16 protein-coding genes and 1 riboswitch are annotated in these 17,961 nt (G+C 39.3%); of the genes, 11 read left to right on the plus strand and 5 right to left on the minus strand.

What is annotated here, in order from left to right:
• Positions 1–38: 38 nt before the first annotated feature.
• The gene (locus DVJ99_RS11235; RefSeq protein ID WP_114604275.1) at positions 39–461 is read right to left on the minus strand and encodes a hypothetical protein; all 423 of its coding nucleotides are present in this window, start codon (positions 459–461) and stop codon (positions 39–41) included.
• Positions 462–555: 94 nt separating this feature from the next.
• Here DVJ99_RS11235 and DVJ99_RS11240 point away from each other — a divergent pair, with 94 nt between their 5' ends.
• The gene (locus DVJ99_RS11240; RefSeq protein ID WP_114604276.1) at positions 556–1,032 is read left to right on the plus strand and encodes a peptide-methionine (S)-S-oxide reductase; all 477 of its coding nucleotides are present in this window, start codon (positions 556–558) and stop codon (positions 1,030–1,032) included.
• 97 nt (positions 1,033–1,129) lie between these two features.
• On the opposite strand, the gene DVJ99_RS11245 is transcribed toward DVJ99_RS11240, so the two are convergent.
• A complete protein-coding gene (locus DVJ99_RS11245) occupies positions 1,130–1,315 on the minus strand; it encodes a hypothetical protein (protein ID WP_105993909.1) in 186 nt (61 codons plus the stop codon).
• A gap of 91 nt (positions 1,316–1,406) precedes the next feature.
• On the opposite strand from DVJ99_RS11245, the gene DVJ99_RS11250 reads away from it, so the two are divergent.
• From DVJ99_RS11250 to DVJ99_RS11260, 3 genes are all read left to right on the plus strand, one after another.
• A complete protein-coding gene (locus DVJ99_RS11250) occupies positions 1,407–3,455 on the plus strand; it encodes a Mur ligase family protein (RefSeq protein WP_114604277.1) in 2,049 nt (682 codons plus the stop codon).
• Positions 3,456–3,730: 275 nt separating this feature from the next.
• Positions 3,731–6,424 (plus strand): Ig-like domain-containing protein, encoded by a 2,694-nt coding sequence (locus tag DVJ99_RS11255; protein WP_162912194.1) that lies wholly within the window; start codon positions 3,731–3,733, stop codon positions 6,422–6,424.
• Between the two features lie 69 nt (positions 6,425–6,493).
• The gene (locus DVJ99_RS11260; RefSeq protein WP_114604279.1) at positions 6,494–8,119 is read left to right on the plus strand and encodes a poly(glycerol-phosphate) alpha-glucosyltransferase; all 1,626 of its coding nucleotides are present in this window, start codon (positions 6,494–6,496) and stop codon (positions 8,117–8,119) included.
• A gap of 40 nt (positions 8,120–8,159) precedes the next feature.
• On the opposite strand, the gene DVJ99_RS11265 is transcribed toward DVJ99_RS11260, so the two are convergent.
• Together DVJ99_RS11265 and DVJ99_RS11270 are read right to left on the minus strand one after the other, a co-directional pair.
• Positions 8,160–9,464 (minus strand): LLM class flavin-dependent oxidoreductase, encoded by a 1,305-nt coding sequence (locus DVJ99_RS11265; protein ID WP_114604280.1) that lies wholly within the window; start codon positions 9,462–9,464, stop codon positions 8,160–8,162.
• A gap of 13 nt (positions 9,465–9,477) precedes the next feature.
• Positions 9,478–10,230 (minus strand): 3-oxoacyl-ACP reductase, encoded by a 753-nt coding sequence (locus DVJ99_RS11270; protein ID WP_114604281.1) that lies wholly within the window; start codon positions 10,228–10,230, stop codon positions 9,478–9,480.
• Between the two features lie 105 nt (positions 10,231–10,335).
• Positions 10,336–10,437: riboswitch (TPP riboswitch) on the minus strand.
• 149 nt (positions 10,438–10,586) lie between these two features.
• On the opposite strand from DVJ99_RS11270, the gene DVJ99_RS11275 reads away from it, so the two are divergent.
• From DVJ99_RS11275 to DVJ99_RS11290, 4 genes are all read left to right on the plus strand, one after another.
• Complete coding sequence (locus tag DVJ99_RS11275; protein WP_114604282.1) at positions 10,587–10,814, plus strand: hypothetical protein; 228 nt, start codon at positions 10,587–10,589, stop codon at positions 10,812–10,814.
• A 152-nt stretch (positions 10,815–10,966) separates the two neighbouring features.
• Positions 10,967–12,382, plus strand: a complete 1,416-nt coding sequence (locus DVJ99_RS11280) for a YfcC family protein (RefSeq protein WP_114604283.1) — start codon at positions 10,967–10,969, stop codon at positions 12,380–12,382.
• Between the two features lie 130 nt (positions 12,383–12,512).
• On the plus strand, positions 12,513–12,791 hold the full coding sequence (locus DVJ99_RS11285) for a DUF1722 domain-containing protein (RefSeq protein ID WP_114604284.1): 279 nt from the start codon (positions 12,513–12,515) through the stop codon (positions 12,789–12,791).
• A 190-nt stretch (positions 12,792–12,981) separates the two neighbouring features.
• Complete coding sequence (locus tag DVJ99_RS11290) at positions 12,982–13,845, plus strand: phytoene/squalene synthase family protein (protein ID WP_240430844.1); 864 nt, start codon at positions 12,982–12,984, stop codon at positions 13,843–13,845.
• A 56-nt stretch (positions 13,846–13,901) separates the two neighbouring features.
• Here DVJ99_RS11290 and DVJ99_RS11295 read toward each other — a convergent pair whose 3' ends face one another.
• Positions 13,902–14,327 carry a pyridoxamine 5'-phosphate oxidase family protein gene (locus DVJ99_RS11295; RefSeq protein WP_114604285.1) on the minus strand — a complete coding sequence of 142 codons (426 nt, stop codon included), beginning with the start codon at positions 14,325–14,327 and terminating at the stop codon, positions 13,902–13,904.
• Positions 14,328–14,448: 121 nt separating this feature from the next.
• Here DVJ99_RS11295 and DVJ99_RS11300 point away from each other — a divergent pair, with 121 nt between their 5' ends.
• From DVJ99_RS11300 to DVJ99_RS11310, 3 genes are all read left to right on the plus strand, one after another.
• A complete protein-coding gene (locus tag DVJ99_RS11300; protein WP_205527065.1) occupies positions 14,449–15,633 on the plus strand; it encodes a glycerate kinase in 1,185 nt (394 codons plus the stop codon).
• Between the two features lie 277 nt (positions 15,634–15,910).
• The gene (locus tag DVJ99_RS11305) at positions 15,911–17,344 is read left to right on the plus strand and encodes a YhgE/Pip family protein (protein ID WP_114604286.1); all 1,434 of its coding nucleotides are present in this window, start codon (positions 15,911–15,913) and stop codon (positions 17,342–17,344) included.
• Positions 17,345–17,377: 33 nt separating this feature from the next.
• The gene (locus tag DVJ99_RS11310; RefSeq protein ID WP_240430845.1) at positions 17,378–17,863 is read left to right on the plus strand and encodes a MarR family winged helix-turn-helix transcriptional regulator; all 486 of its coding nucleotides are present in this window, start codon (positions 17,378–17,380) and stop codon (positions 17,861–17,863) included.
• Positions 17,864–17,961 lie beyond the last annotated feature (98 nt).

Raw genomic sequence — 17,961 nt, forward strand, 5'->3', positions numbered from 1 at the left:
ATCTATTTTCTCAAATTATCAGGCAATAAACTTAAGTATTAACGCTTTTGATACCAAAAGTGTTTCTCGAAACGTAAAATAAATGCGACTAAGAAAATAAAGATAGTATGCCCGAGCATCCAAACAAAATAGTCGCTCCAATAAAATTGATATTTTGGATTTACAGACCAATTAATCAATGACAGATAAATGACCGCAAACAGTACAATAATAATTAAAATTCCGGCAGGATAGACATAAGAATCGCGTATGCCTTGAAAGACAACGTAAATCAATGTGGTGAAAATAATGTGAAAGATAAATTTGAAGCAGAAATTCGCATATTCAAATACAGGGATAAAATCAACATTCAGCAGCAAATCTGCGAGTGAATGGGTATAAAATAAGTCAGTAAGGCTAAAGAATGCATATAAAGATACGGATAAGATGAGTATCGCAACAATATGATACAGTGTTTTCATAAGAGGTCACACCCTTTTATATGTGTCAGGTGACATTGAGCGTACCATACTTTAGTGAATTTTGGAAAAATATTGTAGAAAGCAGTTGTTTAAAATGAAGGAAATTATATATCTTGCAGGCGGATGCCTTTGGGGTGTTCAAGCCTATGTTAAAACCTTGCCAGGTGTGCTGGATACGGAAGCGGGCCGTGCTAACGGAACCTCAAATCAATTAGAAAGCGACTATGATGGTTATGCAGAGTGCGTCAAAACTACTTTTGATACAACACAAACCAGCGCTAAACAGTTAACAGCACAGCTTTTTAAAGCGATAGATCCTTATAGTATAAATGCACAAGGAGAAGATACAGGACCTAAATACCGTACAGGTATTTACAGTGAAAATCCTGAACATTTAGCACAAGCTAAAGCGTATATTAATCAAAGAGGTGACACTGCCCGCATAGTAGTGGAAGTCTTGCTTTTAACCAACTATATCCCGAGTGCTGACGTACATCAAGACTATCTGGAGCGGCATCCAGAGGCTTATTGCCATATCCCGAAAGCATTGTTTCAACAACACAAAGACTAGGAAAAGTATTCACAGTCAGAATGCTTTTCCTAGTTTCAGAAACAAAATACATAATTGTTTAAGTTGTGATATAGTAGCGTTAATTTAGTTTCACTGTTTAGAAAAAGAAATGGAGTAATCTATAAAGTCCTAAACCGAGAACGACAATAAGCACGATTAATCTTGGTTTGGTGAAGATGATGCTTTTTTTCTTCTTTTCATCTTCTTTAGGGTCATAGTTTCTCAACTCTTCTTCAATTTCTTGGTTGATTTGATCTAGACTTTTATCATTATCTGTTGCCATTATCAAAAGCCTCCAGTTTTTTGAAGTTATTAACTATACATTAAACCATAGGGCTTTGAGAATGCAAAATTATCATTTGCCGGGGGTCATCATGTATACATTAGAAACGATTGCACAAATCTTAGAGACAGAACTGTTAGATGCACAAGGAAAAGCACATCAAGTGATAGATGATTTTGAATATCAAATGCTGCATGTTAAGTCGCCTTCCACAGCATTTATTTCTATTAGCGAAGCGTCGTGGCAAAAGTACTTGAAGAAGTCAAAAGTCATGCGAGAAGGCAATGCGCAAATTCCCAAAGATGTTTCAAATATCGGTTTAATTATCACTGAACAGTATGTGGAAGGCTTAACACATAAAATTCCGCAAATTGTAGTGAAAAACAGTATTAAAGCGATGAAAACTTTAGCTTTGCACATTAGAAGCCGCTACCGTAATCCATTAATTGCCTTAACAGGTTCTATGGGGAAAAGTTCGACACGTTTAATGCTTGGGGCAGCGTTAAGTCCTTTAAAAGTTCAACAAAACAGAGGCAACAGTAATACGAGAAGTGCCATCTATTTACATATGTGCAAATTAGCTTCTAATCCTGATGTTGCGATATTTGAAACCTCTTTAAATGCGTTGAATAATCGCGGAAACATGGCAAAAGTATTAAAGCCGCACATTGCGATTGTGACAGGCATCGGTTCAGCACATTTATCGACAATCGGTTCGACACAAGAGATAGTAAAATTCAAATCGCGTATTTTCGAAGGGCTGAACGCAGAAGGTATTGCAATCTATAATGGTGACACGCTGCATCATGATGTTTTAAGAGAGACAGCCGCAACCTATACAAAGCACGTCTATCGCTATAGTACGAAAGATGTGACAGCGGAAACTTATGCTGAAGAGATAACACCTGTTAAAAAGGCTGTAAAAGTTACGACAAATGACGGTTATACATTTGAAGTGCCTTCTGTCAGTAAAGGGATGGTTGAGAATGCTTTAGCAGTGTTATTGACGCTCAAACATTTGAATGTGGATGTGAAAGAAAAGCTCAATCATTTAGCCCAAACACAACTCTTTAAGAAAGTTTTGGAATTCAGAACAGTGAAAAGCGACCATGAACAAGCAACAGTCTTAGATGATACACATAATGCATCTTTACCGGCGATGTTGAATGCGATTGATGCCTTTAATTCACAAAGCCCATTTTTTAAGGGGCATAAAATTATAGCGTTGGGTCAAATTAGTGATTTAGGTGATCAAACAGATCGTGTTCACGCTGAATTGGTACCAGCTTTGGAACAATCAGAAGCGGATTATATTTTATGTATGGATAAGCCTTTGCGTAAAGTGGTTAATAAGGTCAAAGGAAAACATATTACATGGTACCAAAATCAGGATTTGATGCTGAAAGACTTATGTTATTTGTTAAATCAAGATGCATTGGTGCTGATGAAATCTTCTGTTACACAAACAGACTTCCCGAAAGTTGCTGCGCGTCTGCAAGGTGCGTTTTTGCATTATGAGAGAAGCGGCGCAGAAGATGCTCATTTTACAGAAACAGCACGAAAAGGCCGTGCTTATGCCATTTATGATTTAGAAACAGGCGAAATAGCAGCACAAGATAACATGAATCAATCCGCGACAATCGAAGGACTTGCGCCTATTCTTTATTACTTAGATGCGAAACAGCGTGGTATCAATAATTATCACCTTAACCTCAAACAATGGCCGACGAATAACCACCAATTCTATGAAGGGCTTGAAATGACATGGGAGGCTTTAGTTGAAGCTATGACAGATACACCACATGCATCGTTAGTCTATCAATTAGCAGATGAGCTTTATGAAAGCCATAAAGCGAGAAAAGCTTATGTGAAGTCTGTCATTCAGCAATTGCATTTAACTGATTCTGTTGCGATTAATTTAACAGGACGTTTCAGAGTGAAGGAGCGTCAAAATTTCACAGTTCGTGATTTAACAGCTTTACTGAAGCAGTATGGCGCGCTGTTATATGATAATTCAAAAGGCGGTATAGTGATAGGCGAATATGGTAAACACGGTATCGTGAAAGAAGGAAATAAAGCGATAGTATTTACGGGTCTGGAAAATGAAGATGAAGCACATCATCTTCTTCAAAAAGTCTGAAGTAACATTCAGGCTTTTTATTTTCCTTATAATTTAAAAGCAGCCTAGTAATTAAGGAGTTTTAGATGAATTTAATTTATTACATATAAATAGTAAAACAATCTAAATATTTAAGTCTTTAATAAAATCCGATTAATTGCATGGGACTAGTCTTATAAAAACGAATTGTGTCTGTTCTGAAACAATTGTACTTAATTAATAAAATTGTGTTTATTAGTTGTGCACTTATGCAATTGTATAAGGTACCACTTTTTAATTTTTTTAGGAGGGATTTTTTGAATAATCAGGACTTTTTCAAGAAACGTAATCGCTATTCCATTCGTAAAATCACAGCAGGGGCAGCCTCAGTTATTGTTGGGGTGACTTTATTTGCGAATGCGAATGACGCAGACGCAGCTGAAACAACGACAAACACCAATGAATCAACAAATCCTACAACTCAAACAAGTACATCAGCTGACACAGCACCAACGACAGATACAAACCAAACACAAGATGCAAAAGCGCCAACAGCTGACACAGCAGCACAACAAGACACTGCCGCTCAAAAGCCAGCTGAAACAGACACAACAACAGCGCCTACTGAACAGTCGACAGACACAACTGCAGATCAAACTGCATCAACAGATGCACAAAAACCAGCAGCTGATACTGCGGCTTCAGAACAACCAGCACCAGCTGAAAATACTGCAACATCAACAGAACAGCCAAAAGCTGATACAACTCAAACAACAGAACAACCGACAGAAAAAACAGCAGAACAACCAGCAACAGAGCAGCAATCAGGTACAGCATCGAAAACTGATAGTGCTCAACCAGCAGCTGATTCAGAAACAAATACATCAACACCAGCAGAACAACCAACACAAAATACATCTACTACAAGTGCAAAAGAAACAGCAGCACCTGTAGCGCCGACTGAAGCACCAACAACAGAACCTTCAGTTGCGCCAACTGCAGATAATCAAACAACACAAGCACCTAATGCGGATCAAGCACCGGCAGAACAACCAACAGCACAACAATTTACTGCACAAGCAGCACCGACAGATGGTGTAAACCAACAACCTGCTTATGATCCGAATGCAGCACAAGTTTCAGATGCGAACACTGCCGAAAATGCGACTTTAGGCGATACTTCTGGTCAAACAGATTTAGCAAACGCTTCTAAATCAGCACAAGACTATTCAAATCAAAAAGATAGTTCTGAAGCACTTGCGACATCACCTAATACAGCCGCAAGATTCGCAGCACCATCATCACAAGAAGGTACAGCTGCACAAACATATGCATTAGCAGCCGCAACACCAACAGGTACTAATGTAAATGATCAAGTACAAGCTTCAGACATTCAATTAAGTCCGAACACTATCCAAGCTAACGACAGTGAATCAACTGCAATGTCTGCGAATTTACAAGTAAACGATAGTGTCAAATCAGGTGACTACTTCGATGTACAATTCCCGCAGTACTTAAACTATTACGGTAATACAACACCGAATACTGCAATTATTCCTGACTTAATGAATGGCGAGGAAGTAGTCGCTTCAGGTCAATTCAATGAAGCTGACAATTCATTACGTTATACATTTACAGATTATGTAGATACACATGATAACGTGACAGGTAAATTCAATATTCCGTTATATGCTGACCGTCAACAAGCACCAACTTCAGGTACTTACCCAGTTACTACAACAGTTGCCGGCGAGCCATACAGCACAAATGTTGATATCAATTACAGAGTTTCTGATTCTCAATATCCATCTAACGTAGACTCATTCATCGTATCAGCGGATAACCAAACAGGTGATTACCAACAAGTTGTATATGTGAACCCTCAAGGCAAACAATCTTACAATGCTAAAGTGAACTTATACAACTACTGGCCGAACACTGCAGATGGTACACCAGCTGACAGTTCAGCACAATTAGATCCAAGCGTAACTAACTACAAAATCTATGAAGTAAGAAATGGTGAAACACTTAACCCAAGTTTCTACTTTGACGAAACAAATCCAAACTTCGTAGATGTAACAGACAGAACAGATGGACCATATAACTTCAATCCGCAATACTCAACAACAGCTGACGGCGGACAAATGTTAACATTAGATTTCAAAGACTTGCCATCAAACGGCAGCCGTTATGTCATTGTGTTAAACAGTAAAGCAGAAGAAGGTTCATACCAAGAAATCAAAACAAGAGCAGAAATGGTTTCTGATGCGACAGACGATGGTCAAGGTCACACTTACTACACTTGGGACAACTACAACGTATACAATAGCGGTTCAGGCGACTTAATCGGTGACGATACTGATGCCGATGCCGATGCAGATGCCGACGCAGATGCCGATGCCGATGCGGATGCCGATGCGGATGCTGACGCTGACGCTGACGCAGATGCAGATGCGGATGCGGATGCCGACGCCGACGCGGATGCGGATGCGGATGCCGATGCGGATGCTGATGCGGATGCAGATGCCGACGCGGATGCGGATGCCGATGCGGATGCAGATGCTGACGCCGACGCCGATGCCGATGCTGATGCCGATGCGGATGCAGATGCTGACGCTGACGCTGATGCAGATGCCGATGCAGATGCCGACGCAGATGCCGATGCTGACGCCGATGCCGACGCAGATGCGGATGCTGACTCAGATTACCCTAATGAACCAACTGAACCAGTAAATCCTGATGAGCCGGGTGAACCAGGACAGCCGTCTGAGCCAGGACAACCAACTGAACCAGGACAACCAGGTGAACCTGCTGATCTAACGCCAGAACAAGGTGTTGAAAATGGTTCAAATGGTGAACAACCAAGCCATGCTGAAGGTAATGGAGATAAAGAATTACCTGATTCAGGTGAAGAAAATAATAATAAACAAGCTACTTTATTCGGTAGTCTATTCGCAGCACTAGGTTCTGCACTATTATTAGGACGCCGTAAGAAAGATAAGAAACAATAATTCTATTTGAATAGTGGGCTGGACGATGTCCGGCCCATTTATACATATTTAATGAGAAGGGGTTTGGCCATGATGATAAACAACGAGATTGAACAAGTACTACAAAAAGCAGATCAACAATTGTTAGGCAAAGATTATGTGTTTGTGAGTTTAGGCAATCCTAATATGAAAGCGGTCGTTAAGTTGTTGAAAAACTCCAACAATCTCAAAAGAGATATTGTGAAACAATATGATCAGTTCAAAAAGAAAGCTGGAAAATATCCTCAATGGGTCAAGATTGATTTTGTTTATCGTACGAGGGGTGTTGTATTTGAAGAGGTCAAACGCGATTTAGAGGAAACACGTCGTAATTATATAGATTACGGTATCGCTTATGACCAAAATTGGAATTTGGCTTTTATGGCAGAAGAGATCAACATCAATGCATTTGTCAGACCTACGAAAGATAAAAAGAAATTCTTCTTATCAGAAGACAATATCAATAATTATTTAAAAAAGTATACGAAACATAAGCAGTTTTATAAACATCAAGATTATGCTGGAAAGCCTATCACAACGTTTTATACGAAAGGCTATTTTATCGAAAATCATGAAGTGTATGAGTTAGGAGCAGAGGGCCGAGAAAAAGGATTGCGTAAAGTAGGTAATTTATCTCGTGAGATTGATAAGATGCTAGAAACTTCTACGGATTATTTAGCGAATGAATTACAACCTAACGGAAAATTCTTCTATGGCTACTTCCCGCACTTTGATAAGAAAATCAGCTTCTATAATAATTTGAGACATGCTTCATCTACTTATGCTTTGATGGAAGGACTGCATTATTTAAATAAAGATATCAGTGTGGCTGAAAAGGCGATAGATTACTTAATCGACAACTATTTGTTTGAACAAAATGGCACAGCACATATCTTCGATGACACTAAAAACATCAATGAAATTAAACTAGGTCAAAATGCGGCGTTTATCTTTGCGGTCTGCGAGTATTTGAAAATCAAACCTGGTAATGAGAAGTATTTAGAAGCGGCACAAAAAGTGGCAGAAGGTATTATTTCTATGATAAATCAAGAAACGGCTGAAACGATACATGTTTTGCATTATCCAAGCATAGAAGTCAAAGAACAGTTTCGTGTGATTTATTATGATGGAGAAGCCGCATTAGGATTATTGCGTCTCTATCAAATCGATAACAACGAAAAATGGTTAGATACTGTAAGAAGTATGTTTGATCGATTTATTAAAATGAATTACTGGAAGAACCATGACCACTGGTTAGGTTATTGTACAAATGAATTAATTCAAATAGACCCTAAAAAAGAATATATTGAGTTCGGAATCAGAAATGTTTCCAGCTATCTAGACTTTATCAAACATCGTATTACAACGTTCCCGACTTTCTTAGAAATGCTGATGGCGACGTATCATATTATTAGAAAAGCAAGAGAAAAAGGATACGGAACACTTGTTGATCAACTCATCAATGTGGATGCACTCATGGAAACCATTCATACTCGTGCAGATTATCAGCGGACAGGTTATTTCTATCCTGAATTGGCTATGTATTTTAAGAACCCAAAACGTATCCTAGGTTCATTCTTTATCAAACATCATGGTTACCGTGTCAGAATTGATGACATAGAGCACTATATTTCAGGTTACGTTCAATATCAAAAAGTATTTAAAGAGAATGAATAATACGATAGGCCATGCTTCACAGGGAGGCATGGCCTATTTATTAAACTCCTAAATGTTCTCTGAATGTATGTCCTTCATATGATGTACGGTAGATTCCGCGTTTTTGCAGTTCTGGAACAATGAGATTGACGAAATCTTCTAAGCTCCCTGGCAGAGTTGGAGGCATGAGATTGAAGCCATCTGCGACGCCTTCGTTGAACCAGTGTTCCATTTCATCAACGATTTCTTCTGGTGTACCGATTAGTGTGAGATGACCGCCGCCTGCATTAAGGTAGCCGAGCAATTCACGTACTGTCGGATCTGTATCGCGGATGATTTCTAAGACTGTTTCATATCTTCCGACAGGTCCTGTAAATTCTGAAACAGGGGGCAGTTCTGGTACTTTCTCATCTAATGCCCATTTAGAACAATCTTGCTGTACAAAGAAGCTGAGTTGATTTAATGCTGTTTCAATAGGAAGCAGGTTGTCTAATTCAGCTTTCTTCGCAAGTGCTGCTTCACGTGTTTCAGCGACATAAGTCACAAGACCTGGGAATACTTTAAGTTCGCGGTCAGTCTGTCCGGAGGTCTTAATTTCATCATCTAAACGCTGTCTGAACTGCTTTGCTTGCTGGATATTCCATGATACAGAATAAACAGCGTCCGCATATTTTACAGCTAAAGCGACACCTTGTTTAGAAGCACCCGCTTGCATGGCAACGGGTTTACCTTGCGGACTACTCGGTGTAGATAGCGGACCGCGTACTTGGAAATTGTCGCCTTTATGCTGGAATGGTTGAATGTGTTCAGCGTCAATCAGCTGATTGTTTGTGCGGTCATGTTTAAAGTCATGCACAGACCATGATTCGAATAATTGATTCATTACTTCTGCGAATTCATCTGCGACCGCATAACGTTCAGCGTGATTCGGAAGTGCTTCCATACTGTGATTTTGCGCTTCGATATCTGTCATGGATGTGACTAAGTTCCAACCTACACGTCCGTTAGTGATATGATCTAAACTTAAAAGCTGCCTTGCGGCAGTATAAGGATTAGAGAATGTACTGGAAATAGTAGACACCAAACCGACATGTTTTGTCGCTTGCGATATCGCTGTTAAGTTGACGATAGGGTCAAACCAGAATGCGGGCATGGTTGTGTCGTTGTTTGCGGGAAAAGATTGGTTATCCGCAAAGAAAACAGCATCGAAATAACCGCGTTCTGCGATTTGTGCGAGTGTTTGATAATATTGGATGGTTCCGATTTGTTCAATACTGGAATCAGGCATTAACCAAGCTGCCTGATGATGGCCAGTACCATATAATAATACGCCTATATGCAACTGTCTCTCTTTTGGTACAGGCATGTTGTTTCACCTCTTAGTTCATTGTTAAGCCGCCATCGACTGTAATATTTTGTCCTGTAATTCCGTCTGCTTGTTTTGAAACTAAATACGCCACCATATTTGCGACTTCTTGCGGTGTCGTTACTTTGCGAAGTGGTGTAGTTTGGGCAATCAAGTCAAAGACTTCAGGTGTTGTTGCGGAACTTGCATCGGTAGTTTTAAGCAAACCGCCGGATACTACATTCGCATTGATACCGTATTGGCCTAATTCAGCGGCGATATTGCGCGTAAAACCGATTAAGGCAGCTTTTGCAGTTGTATATTCGTGATAAGGAACAACTGGGTTTTGATATAAATTAGTACCGATAGATACGACAGTACCGCGTTGGCGTTCCATAAATTGAGGGATGACACTTTGAACGACATTGAACGCAGCTTTTAAAGTGCCGTCGATTTGTGTTTGATAGTCTTCCCAATCCATATCTTTGAATGCTTTTTGGGCAGTCGGATCAAATTTGAATCCGATTAATGCATTATTGACAACGCCGTCAATTTGACCGAAAGCTTTCGTTCCTTCTTGTACTAAGCGTTCTACATCTTCACGCTTTGTGACATCTGCTTGAATTGCGACGGCACGTTCATTACCGATTTCTTCTGCGAGTGCTTTTGCTGCTGCTTCGCTTTGATTGTAGTTAATGATGACATTAAAACCTTGTGTGCCTAAAGTACGGCTGATCGCTGCACCTAAGCCGCGTCCGCCGCCTGTTACTAATATTGTTCTTGCCATAATCATTCGCTCCCTTTATGAAATTAGACATAAAAAAATACACACCTGCAAAACAGCTGTGCGTAAAAGAGCGAGACAAAGTCCTATTATAAGACATACTTCATTTGCCGCTATCTCACACTTTCCTACGCTAGTTTCAGCTAGATCAGGTTCAAAGGGTCTGAGGCAAGGCCTCATCTCAGTTTTAAAACGCCCCTAGTGCATTATTCTTGTCATTACACTCAATGTATCGAGTTTCATATAACGTGTCAAGAAAGTGTGGTTTTGTTTCAAATAGTAAAAAAGCATGAATAGAAATGTTATGATGAAATGGAATAAAAAATACGGGATAACCCTGCAGAATTGGAGTGAGTGGAATGTTCTGGTTAGGTATGTCATTCCCTTTATTAGCAATTATTTTTATTGTGTTCGCAGTACGTGAAGAAAAGCAGCGTAAAATAAGACAACAAGAAAAAGAAGCTAAATGGGAAGCACAAAAACAACAAGAAGCAAAAGCTCAAAATGAAACACAGCGCGTCGAAAATGAAACAAAATCTGAGACACAAACTACAGATGAAACAACAACTTCAGACAACCAAAAATAAGGAAAACAAAGCTGACCGAAAATACAACGGTCAGTTTTTATATGTAATGGCGCATGACTGTTCCTAGAAATTAATACGACTATTCCTGATGGATTAGGTTATATAATCTAAAATAAGAAAATTCAGATAATAACTGAGTTGGGGGAATGTGTATGAAAGAAAAGGGACAGAAGCATTCAGAGGATCAAACGTCTAAATTCAAACTGAAGACACCGCACACCTATGCATTATTAATGATGATTATTGCGGTGGCTTGCGTGTTAACTTACGTTATTCCGGCAGGTGAATACAAACGTGTAGATAAGGGCGGCCAGACTTTAGTGGTCCCGGGGTCTTATCATGAAATTGCACAGCATGGTGTCGGCTTTTTAGATTTGTTCAGAGCAGTGCCTGAAGGGTTATTAACCGGTGGAGAGATTGTCTTTTACATCTTCTTAGTCGGCGGTGCATTTGGAATTGTACATCGAACAGGTGCGTTTGAAAACGGCATTAACCGTGCGATTCAAATTTTAGGTTCTTCAAAAATTTTGATGATTCCTTTAACTATGATTGGCTTCTCTGTATTAGGTTTCTCTATAGGTTTAGCCGAAGAAACGATTATTTTTGTGCCAATCGGTGTCTTGATTGCACGTACGTTAGGTTATGATGCGATGACAGGTGCAGCGATGGTCATATTGGGTGCTGCAAGCGGATTTATCGGCGGTATGCTTAATCCATTTACGGTCGGAGTAGCCCAAACTGTCGCAGAATTGCCGATGTTCTCAGGCTGGGGTTTGCGTTCAATTATTTACCTATTCATACTAGCAGCTGCTATTACATGCGTCATGTTGTATGCACGTAAAGTAAAACGCAATCCAAAGAAAAGTATTGTCTATGAGCTTGAACAATCTGAAGGCAACAGTCATGAAGCGGTGGATTATGGCCGCTTTACTAAACGTCAAGCACTCGCTTTATTAATGATTATCTTTGCGATTATTTTTAATGTCTATGGTATCTTTACTTATGAATGGAGCTTTAATCAAATGAGTGCCAATTTTGTACTGGCAGGTTTAATTGCCGGACTAATCAGCGGATTAGGCTTGAATGGCACATTCGATGCGATGATTGAAGGCATGAAAGACATTTTATTCGGAGCGATGATTGTCGGCTTTGCGAAAGGGATTGTCGTGATTTTAGAACAAGGGAAGATTATTGATACGATTATTCACGCTATGACAACCTTGCTCAATGATGTCCCGTCATCTATTGTGATTATTGTCATGTTTATTTTCCAATTCTTCTTAAACTTCTTTATCCCGTCAGGTTCAGGCCAAGCACTGACAACGATGCCGTTGATGGTTCCGATTTCTGATTTGCTGGATATTAACCGACAGCTGACTGTTTTAGCATTCCAGTACGGTGATTCCATCAGCAACGTCTTATTCCTGACTTCTGCTATTTTGATGGGAGCGTTGGCAGTCGCGAAGATTTCATATATACAATGGCTCAAATTTGCGTGGAAACTGATTTTGCTTTGGGGTATTATTTGTGCCGTCGCGATGTCGATTGCGTTGCTTGTCGGCTATTAGTAAAGAGAAGATGAACGATAGAAGAGGAGCATAGATAGTGAGTCAATATACAAAAGAAAAGCTGTGGCGCACCTACAAATATGAAGCCATGTGGTACAGTCAAAAGTATTATTAGCTGATTCGCGATAAGATGAAAGAAAATATCAGTGAAGCGGAAATAGATGATTTTATCACAGCTGCTTTAGCTATTACACCGACCTCAGGGTCTGTCATCAATACATTTGATCATATGTGGGGATACTTTAAGAAGACTGCGGATGAAAAAGAAAAAGCACAGCACACAACATTCAAATCAGAGTATCTTCAAGGACAAACTGCACAGGAAGACTTGCTGCGATTTATTAGAAGTCTTGCACAAAAATATGACAGTACGTACTTGTTGAATAGCTCATTTTTGAAAAAAGGGTGACAATCTTTCATTCAGTCATAAATATTTACGCAAATGTACAGGTTATTAAATGACATTCACAGTGTTTTCAATTAGTATGAGACACAAGTTCAAAATATATAAACCCAGCAAAAACTGCGGAATAACTTTATAAATATCCATTTAGGGTATATATCCCTGTGATGAATATAGACAACAAGGTGTGATTTGAGTGGAACAATTAATAAATGAGGATTATGAATATTGCAGGCAAATTATGGAGGAGTACTCTAAGACTTTCTCTTATGCTTTTAACAGTCTGCCTGAGGCAGAACGTAAAGCAGTCTGGGCAATTTATGCCGTTTGTCGAATGATAGACGACAGTATAGATGAATATGAAGATCCAAAACGCTTGGATCAAATTCGCCATGATTTAGAAATGATTTATCAAGGCAATTCACAAGATGCAGCATTTCAAAGCAATGCTTCCGTAATGCGTGCATTTCGCGATACTTTGCAATCTTACCCAGTCCCATTACATGCATTTACTACATTAATGGACTATGTACAAAGCGATTTGACGATGACTGCTTTAGAGACAGATGAGGAACTTTATGCCTATTGCTACGGTGTGGCAGGCACCATCGGCGAACTTTTAACGCCGGTATTAGCTTATGAAGCACATTATAAAACTGCCGATAAAGTTGGAATCGAACTCGGTAAAGCACTTCAAATCACTAATATCTTACGTGATGTCGGAGAAGATTTTGAGAACGACCGTATTTATTTAAGTGCAGAACGCTTAAAAGCTTATAATGTGGATTTGAAGGAAAACTTCGAACATGGTGTGACACAAAACTACATTGATTTGTGGGAAAGCTATGCTAAAGATGCAGATGCTATGTATGAGAATGCATTAAGTCATTTGGATTACTTCCATGAAGAAGCACGTCCGATTATTGAAGTGGCCGCAAAAGCGTATCGCGAAATCTTAGAAGTTGTACGCAAGAAAAAATATTCCTTGCATCAACGTGCATACGTCAGCCGTTTGAAAAAAGGACAAATCTATCGACGTGTCATGAAATCTTATAAATAATATAAAATCAGCACGCAATTCTTAGGAGTTGCGTGCTGATTTATGCGTTTTAAAGTTTAATCAAACTCTACTAATTGCGGTCCGTCTTCACTGTCGCTGTTCATTAGGCGAATCGAACGCGGCATGGCACGAATGACACAAAGTCTCGGGTCAGACTTATTGTTGAAGAAGCTTTTATCAGATTCTTCCCAAATCCAATCAATGACATCAGGATCTTCTGTGACTTCTAAGTCTGCATAGATTTCTAAGAAACTGTGATTTTTAGTATCGTCATATCCCAGTAAAATATGTGCAACTGGATTATTCTCTATTTCTTCGATTTTTAATGAATCTCTGCTTGTTTTCGTATATAAGTCGAATTCTTGGTCATAGAAAATCATATAACGGCTGTCAGGTACATTTTCATGTGCAGTAGAAAGTACCCCGATACGGGATTTTTTCATGATATCTTTTATCTTTTTCAATACAACTTGTCTGTCCATTTTTCTTCACCTCGACATTTAAATACCCAAGAACAATGTCTTTTAAAAGTTGTGTCATATAAGCATATTTTGTGATGCATTAAAAAGCGGATATAATGAAGTTAAGTAAGGAGGAAGCGGTATGGTTATTCATAAAGTAGTGATTGCGCCGGATGCATTTAAAGAATCATTAACAGCAGCAAACGCAGCGCAAGCAATCGAACAAGGTATGCGTGCGGTGCTGCCGGATTCAGTCGTATATGATAAAGTTCCGATGGCAGACGGCGGAGAAGGGACGATGCAGTCCCTGCATGATGCTTTAGGCGGTACATTTCATACTGTAAAGGTCATAAACGCAGCAGGCGGTATTATCCCAGCGACGTATTCATATGTCTCGCATACAAAGACCGCAATCATTGAATTAGCAGAAGCCTCAGGGTTAGAAAAAGTGCGGCGTACCAAGCGTAATCCTTTAATAACATCGACTTATGGAACTGGACAATTAATTGCGGCTGCACTTGATCAAGGTGTAAAGAAAGTCATTTTAGGGATAGGCGGAAGTGCCACGAATGACGGCGGAACAGGTATGATGAAAGCTTTAGGTGTAAAGTTTTTAGATGATTTCTCTAATGAATTGCCTGAAGGCGGTGCTGCGCTTGCACACTTATCACATATTGATATGTCACAATTGGATCCGCGTTTAACAGATGTCGTTTTCGAAGTCGTATGCGATGTAGACAATCCGTTGCTCGGGCCGCATGGCGCAACTCATACTTATGCGAAACAAAAAGGTGCGAATACAGATGATATTACACAGCTTGAAGCGGCACTGTCTCGCTATAATCAAGTACTTATACAAACGTTTAAGCATGACTATTCGACAGTTCCGGGTGCTGGTGCTGCAGGCGGAACCGGAATTGCTTTAGTCGCATTTTTAGCTGCACAACTATCGAGAGGTATTGATGTCGTTTTACATGAAACAAAGTTAGAACAAAGACTCTCAGATGCTGATGTTTGTATAACCGGTGAAGGCAAAATCGATCAGCAGACCATTTACGGCAAGACCCCGATTGGTGTCGCAAAAGCCGCAAAACAATTCGACTTGCCTGTATATGCATTGTGCGGTGTGACAGGAGAAGGGTATGAAGCGGTAAAAGCACATGGGATTGATACCGTTATGAGTATTACAGGATTAGATGATCGCCCGCAAAGTATAAAACCGCATCCTCCTATTCACAAACAGGATGCGATAGACCATGCTTTTGAACATTTAGAACAATTAGGGTATGAAGCAGGAAAATGGATTAAAGAGAGCGCTGAAGAATAGGCGTTCTCTTTATTTTTTTAAAAATTTTGTAACCGATTACTTGTTGAGCATGCAAGTCTTCAAGAGAATATAGAAAAAATGTACTCGAAAAAAGATAGAAGTTTATTGTTGACATTGGTTAACTATGCGTTTAATATTATAAAACGTACACAGGGTGTACAATTAAAAATAACAATATTGAATGAGAAAAAATACAACGTGAAAGTGCAGTGATTAGCCTTTTGCGTTTAAAAATCAATAATAGTACATGGGGTGTACTATAAAAGGAGTAAGTAATATGTGGAATGAATTCAAATTCATTAAAAACAATAAGATGTTAATTGTCGCATTGATTGCGATTGGATTATTGCCGCTGATATATGTGGCACTCTTCGTAGGTTCGATATGGGATCCTTATGATAAAACAGACAATCTGAAAATAGCGATTGTAAACGAAGATAAAGCCGCAGAGTTTCAAGGCAAACAAATTACTATAGGCGATGACTTAGTAGATAAGCTGAAAGATAATAAAGACTTTAAGTTCCAAGAGACATCTAAAGCAACAGCAAAGAAAGAACTTAAAAACGGTAAATCTATCGGAACGATTATTATTCCAGAAGATACTTCTAAGAATGCGACTACATTATTAAGCAAGCATCCTAAGAAAATAGAATTAGAAACACAAGTCAATCCAGGCTCCAGCTATACAGGCAGCCAAGCAGCACAAAAAGCGATTGATACTGTGACTAAATCGATGCAGAACAATGTAAGAGCGAAATATTTAGATGAATTGTTTGCGGCGAATAAAGAGTCCAAACAAGGTTACGCGGATACTTCTAATGCACTAGGACAAATGTCAGATGCTGAAGGGCAATTAATCGATGGTAATGAACAAGTCACTTCAGGTTTAAAACAAATGGCACCTATAGCAGGTCCGCAAGGCGAACAACTCGTTCAAGGCAATGAAAAGGTAACAAACGGTTTAGAACAGTTGAAACAAAATAATGATCAACTTAAACAAAAAATCGATGACGCAGTGAAAAAACAAACGAATGTCCACTTTGAAAACGAAAATGAAAAAGCGTTGAATGACATTGAAAAAGTCACAGAAAACAATCCGACTAAAGCAGACCATTATGGCGAAACAGTCTTGCCTTACATGGCAAGTGTGGGACTCTTTGTAGGTGCAGTTTCCTTTGCGGCTATCTATCCATTGACGAAAACATTACGCAAAGAGACAGCACCATGGAAACAATTTACCGGAAAAGTATTGTTATATGTCTTGCAAGGGGCATTCAGTGCATTAATGTTAAGTCTGTGGGTCATCTTCGGACTTGGTTTAGAGATTCAAAATCTAGGCAAATTCTTGCTTGTCGGTTTCTTATGGGGTATTTCATCACTCGCAGTCACATCGTTATTGGTCTTATTCTTAGACCGTGTCGGACTGTTCTTATCGATGTTATTGCTAGTCTTACAGCTAAGTTCGAGTGAAGGTATGTTCCCGATTGAAATGTCAGCCGCATTCTTTAGATTTATTCACCCGTTCTCTCCTATGTCTTATGCGATACAAGGTTACAGAGAAGCGATATTTACCAATGCCGGACACTTCAGTTTCGGTTTCGTGATGGCAGTCTTAGGCGGTATTGCCATTGGTGCGTTATTGATACAATATCTTGTATTAGTTTGGTTCAATAAACGCGGCAAACCTTTAATTCAAATGAAATTCAACTAATGATAAATCTGTGCAGAACGATTAGAATAATAAGTGAATGAATATATAGAGAACGGAGGCGCACCGATGAGTTACGACATGGAAGAAGCACTGACAAGGTTTGATATTTCCTTAATGAATATTAATAAGACCATTTCAGAAATGCTTCAAGAAGCAGGGCTTCAATATACAGTATCTCGTGAACAATTAGAGGCATTGATTATTATTCACACGCACCGCAGGCTGACGATTAATGAACTTGCTCAAAAGCAAGGTATCTTTAAGACAGCCGCATCTAAAAGAATTTACAAGCTTGAGAAAATTGGATTGGTGCAGCAAGCACCTTCTGAAAACAAACGCATCAAATTAATGGAAATGACAGAAGAAGGCGCACAATTTCTTGTCGATGTGAAACGCAAAATGGCACACATTGTAGAAGATGCGCTGGATGGTCAATTGACTACAAAAGAAATTGTCCGCTTTGTTGATCAGCTTCAAATTATTGAGGAAGCTTTGAAACATCGCAGAGCATCATTATAAGGTGACAAGCATCGCAATGGTATGATTGCGGTGCTTTTTTATTTATACACAATTTTATGGTGAATTCAATTGAAGTAATATGAATATACGTAACAAGA

It is taken from the genome of Staphylococcus sp. EZ-P03, assembly GCF_003344575.1.
GTDB classification, from domain to species: domain Bacteria; phylum Bacillota; class Bacilli; order Staphylococcales; family Staphylococcaceae; genus Staphylococcus; species Staphylococcus simulans_B.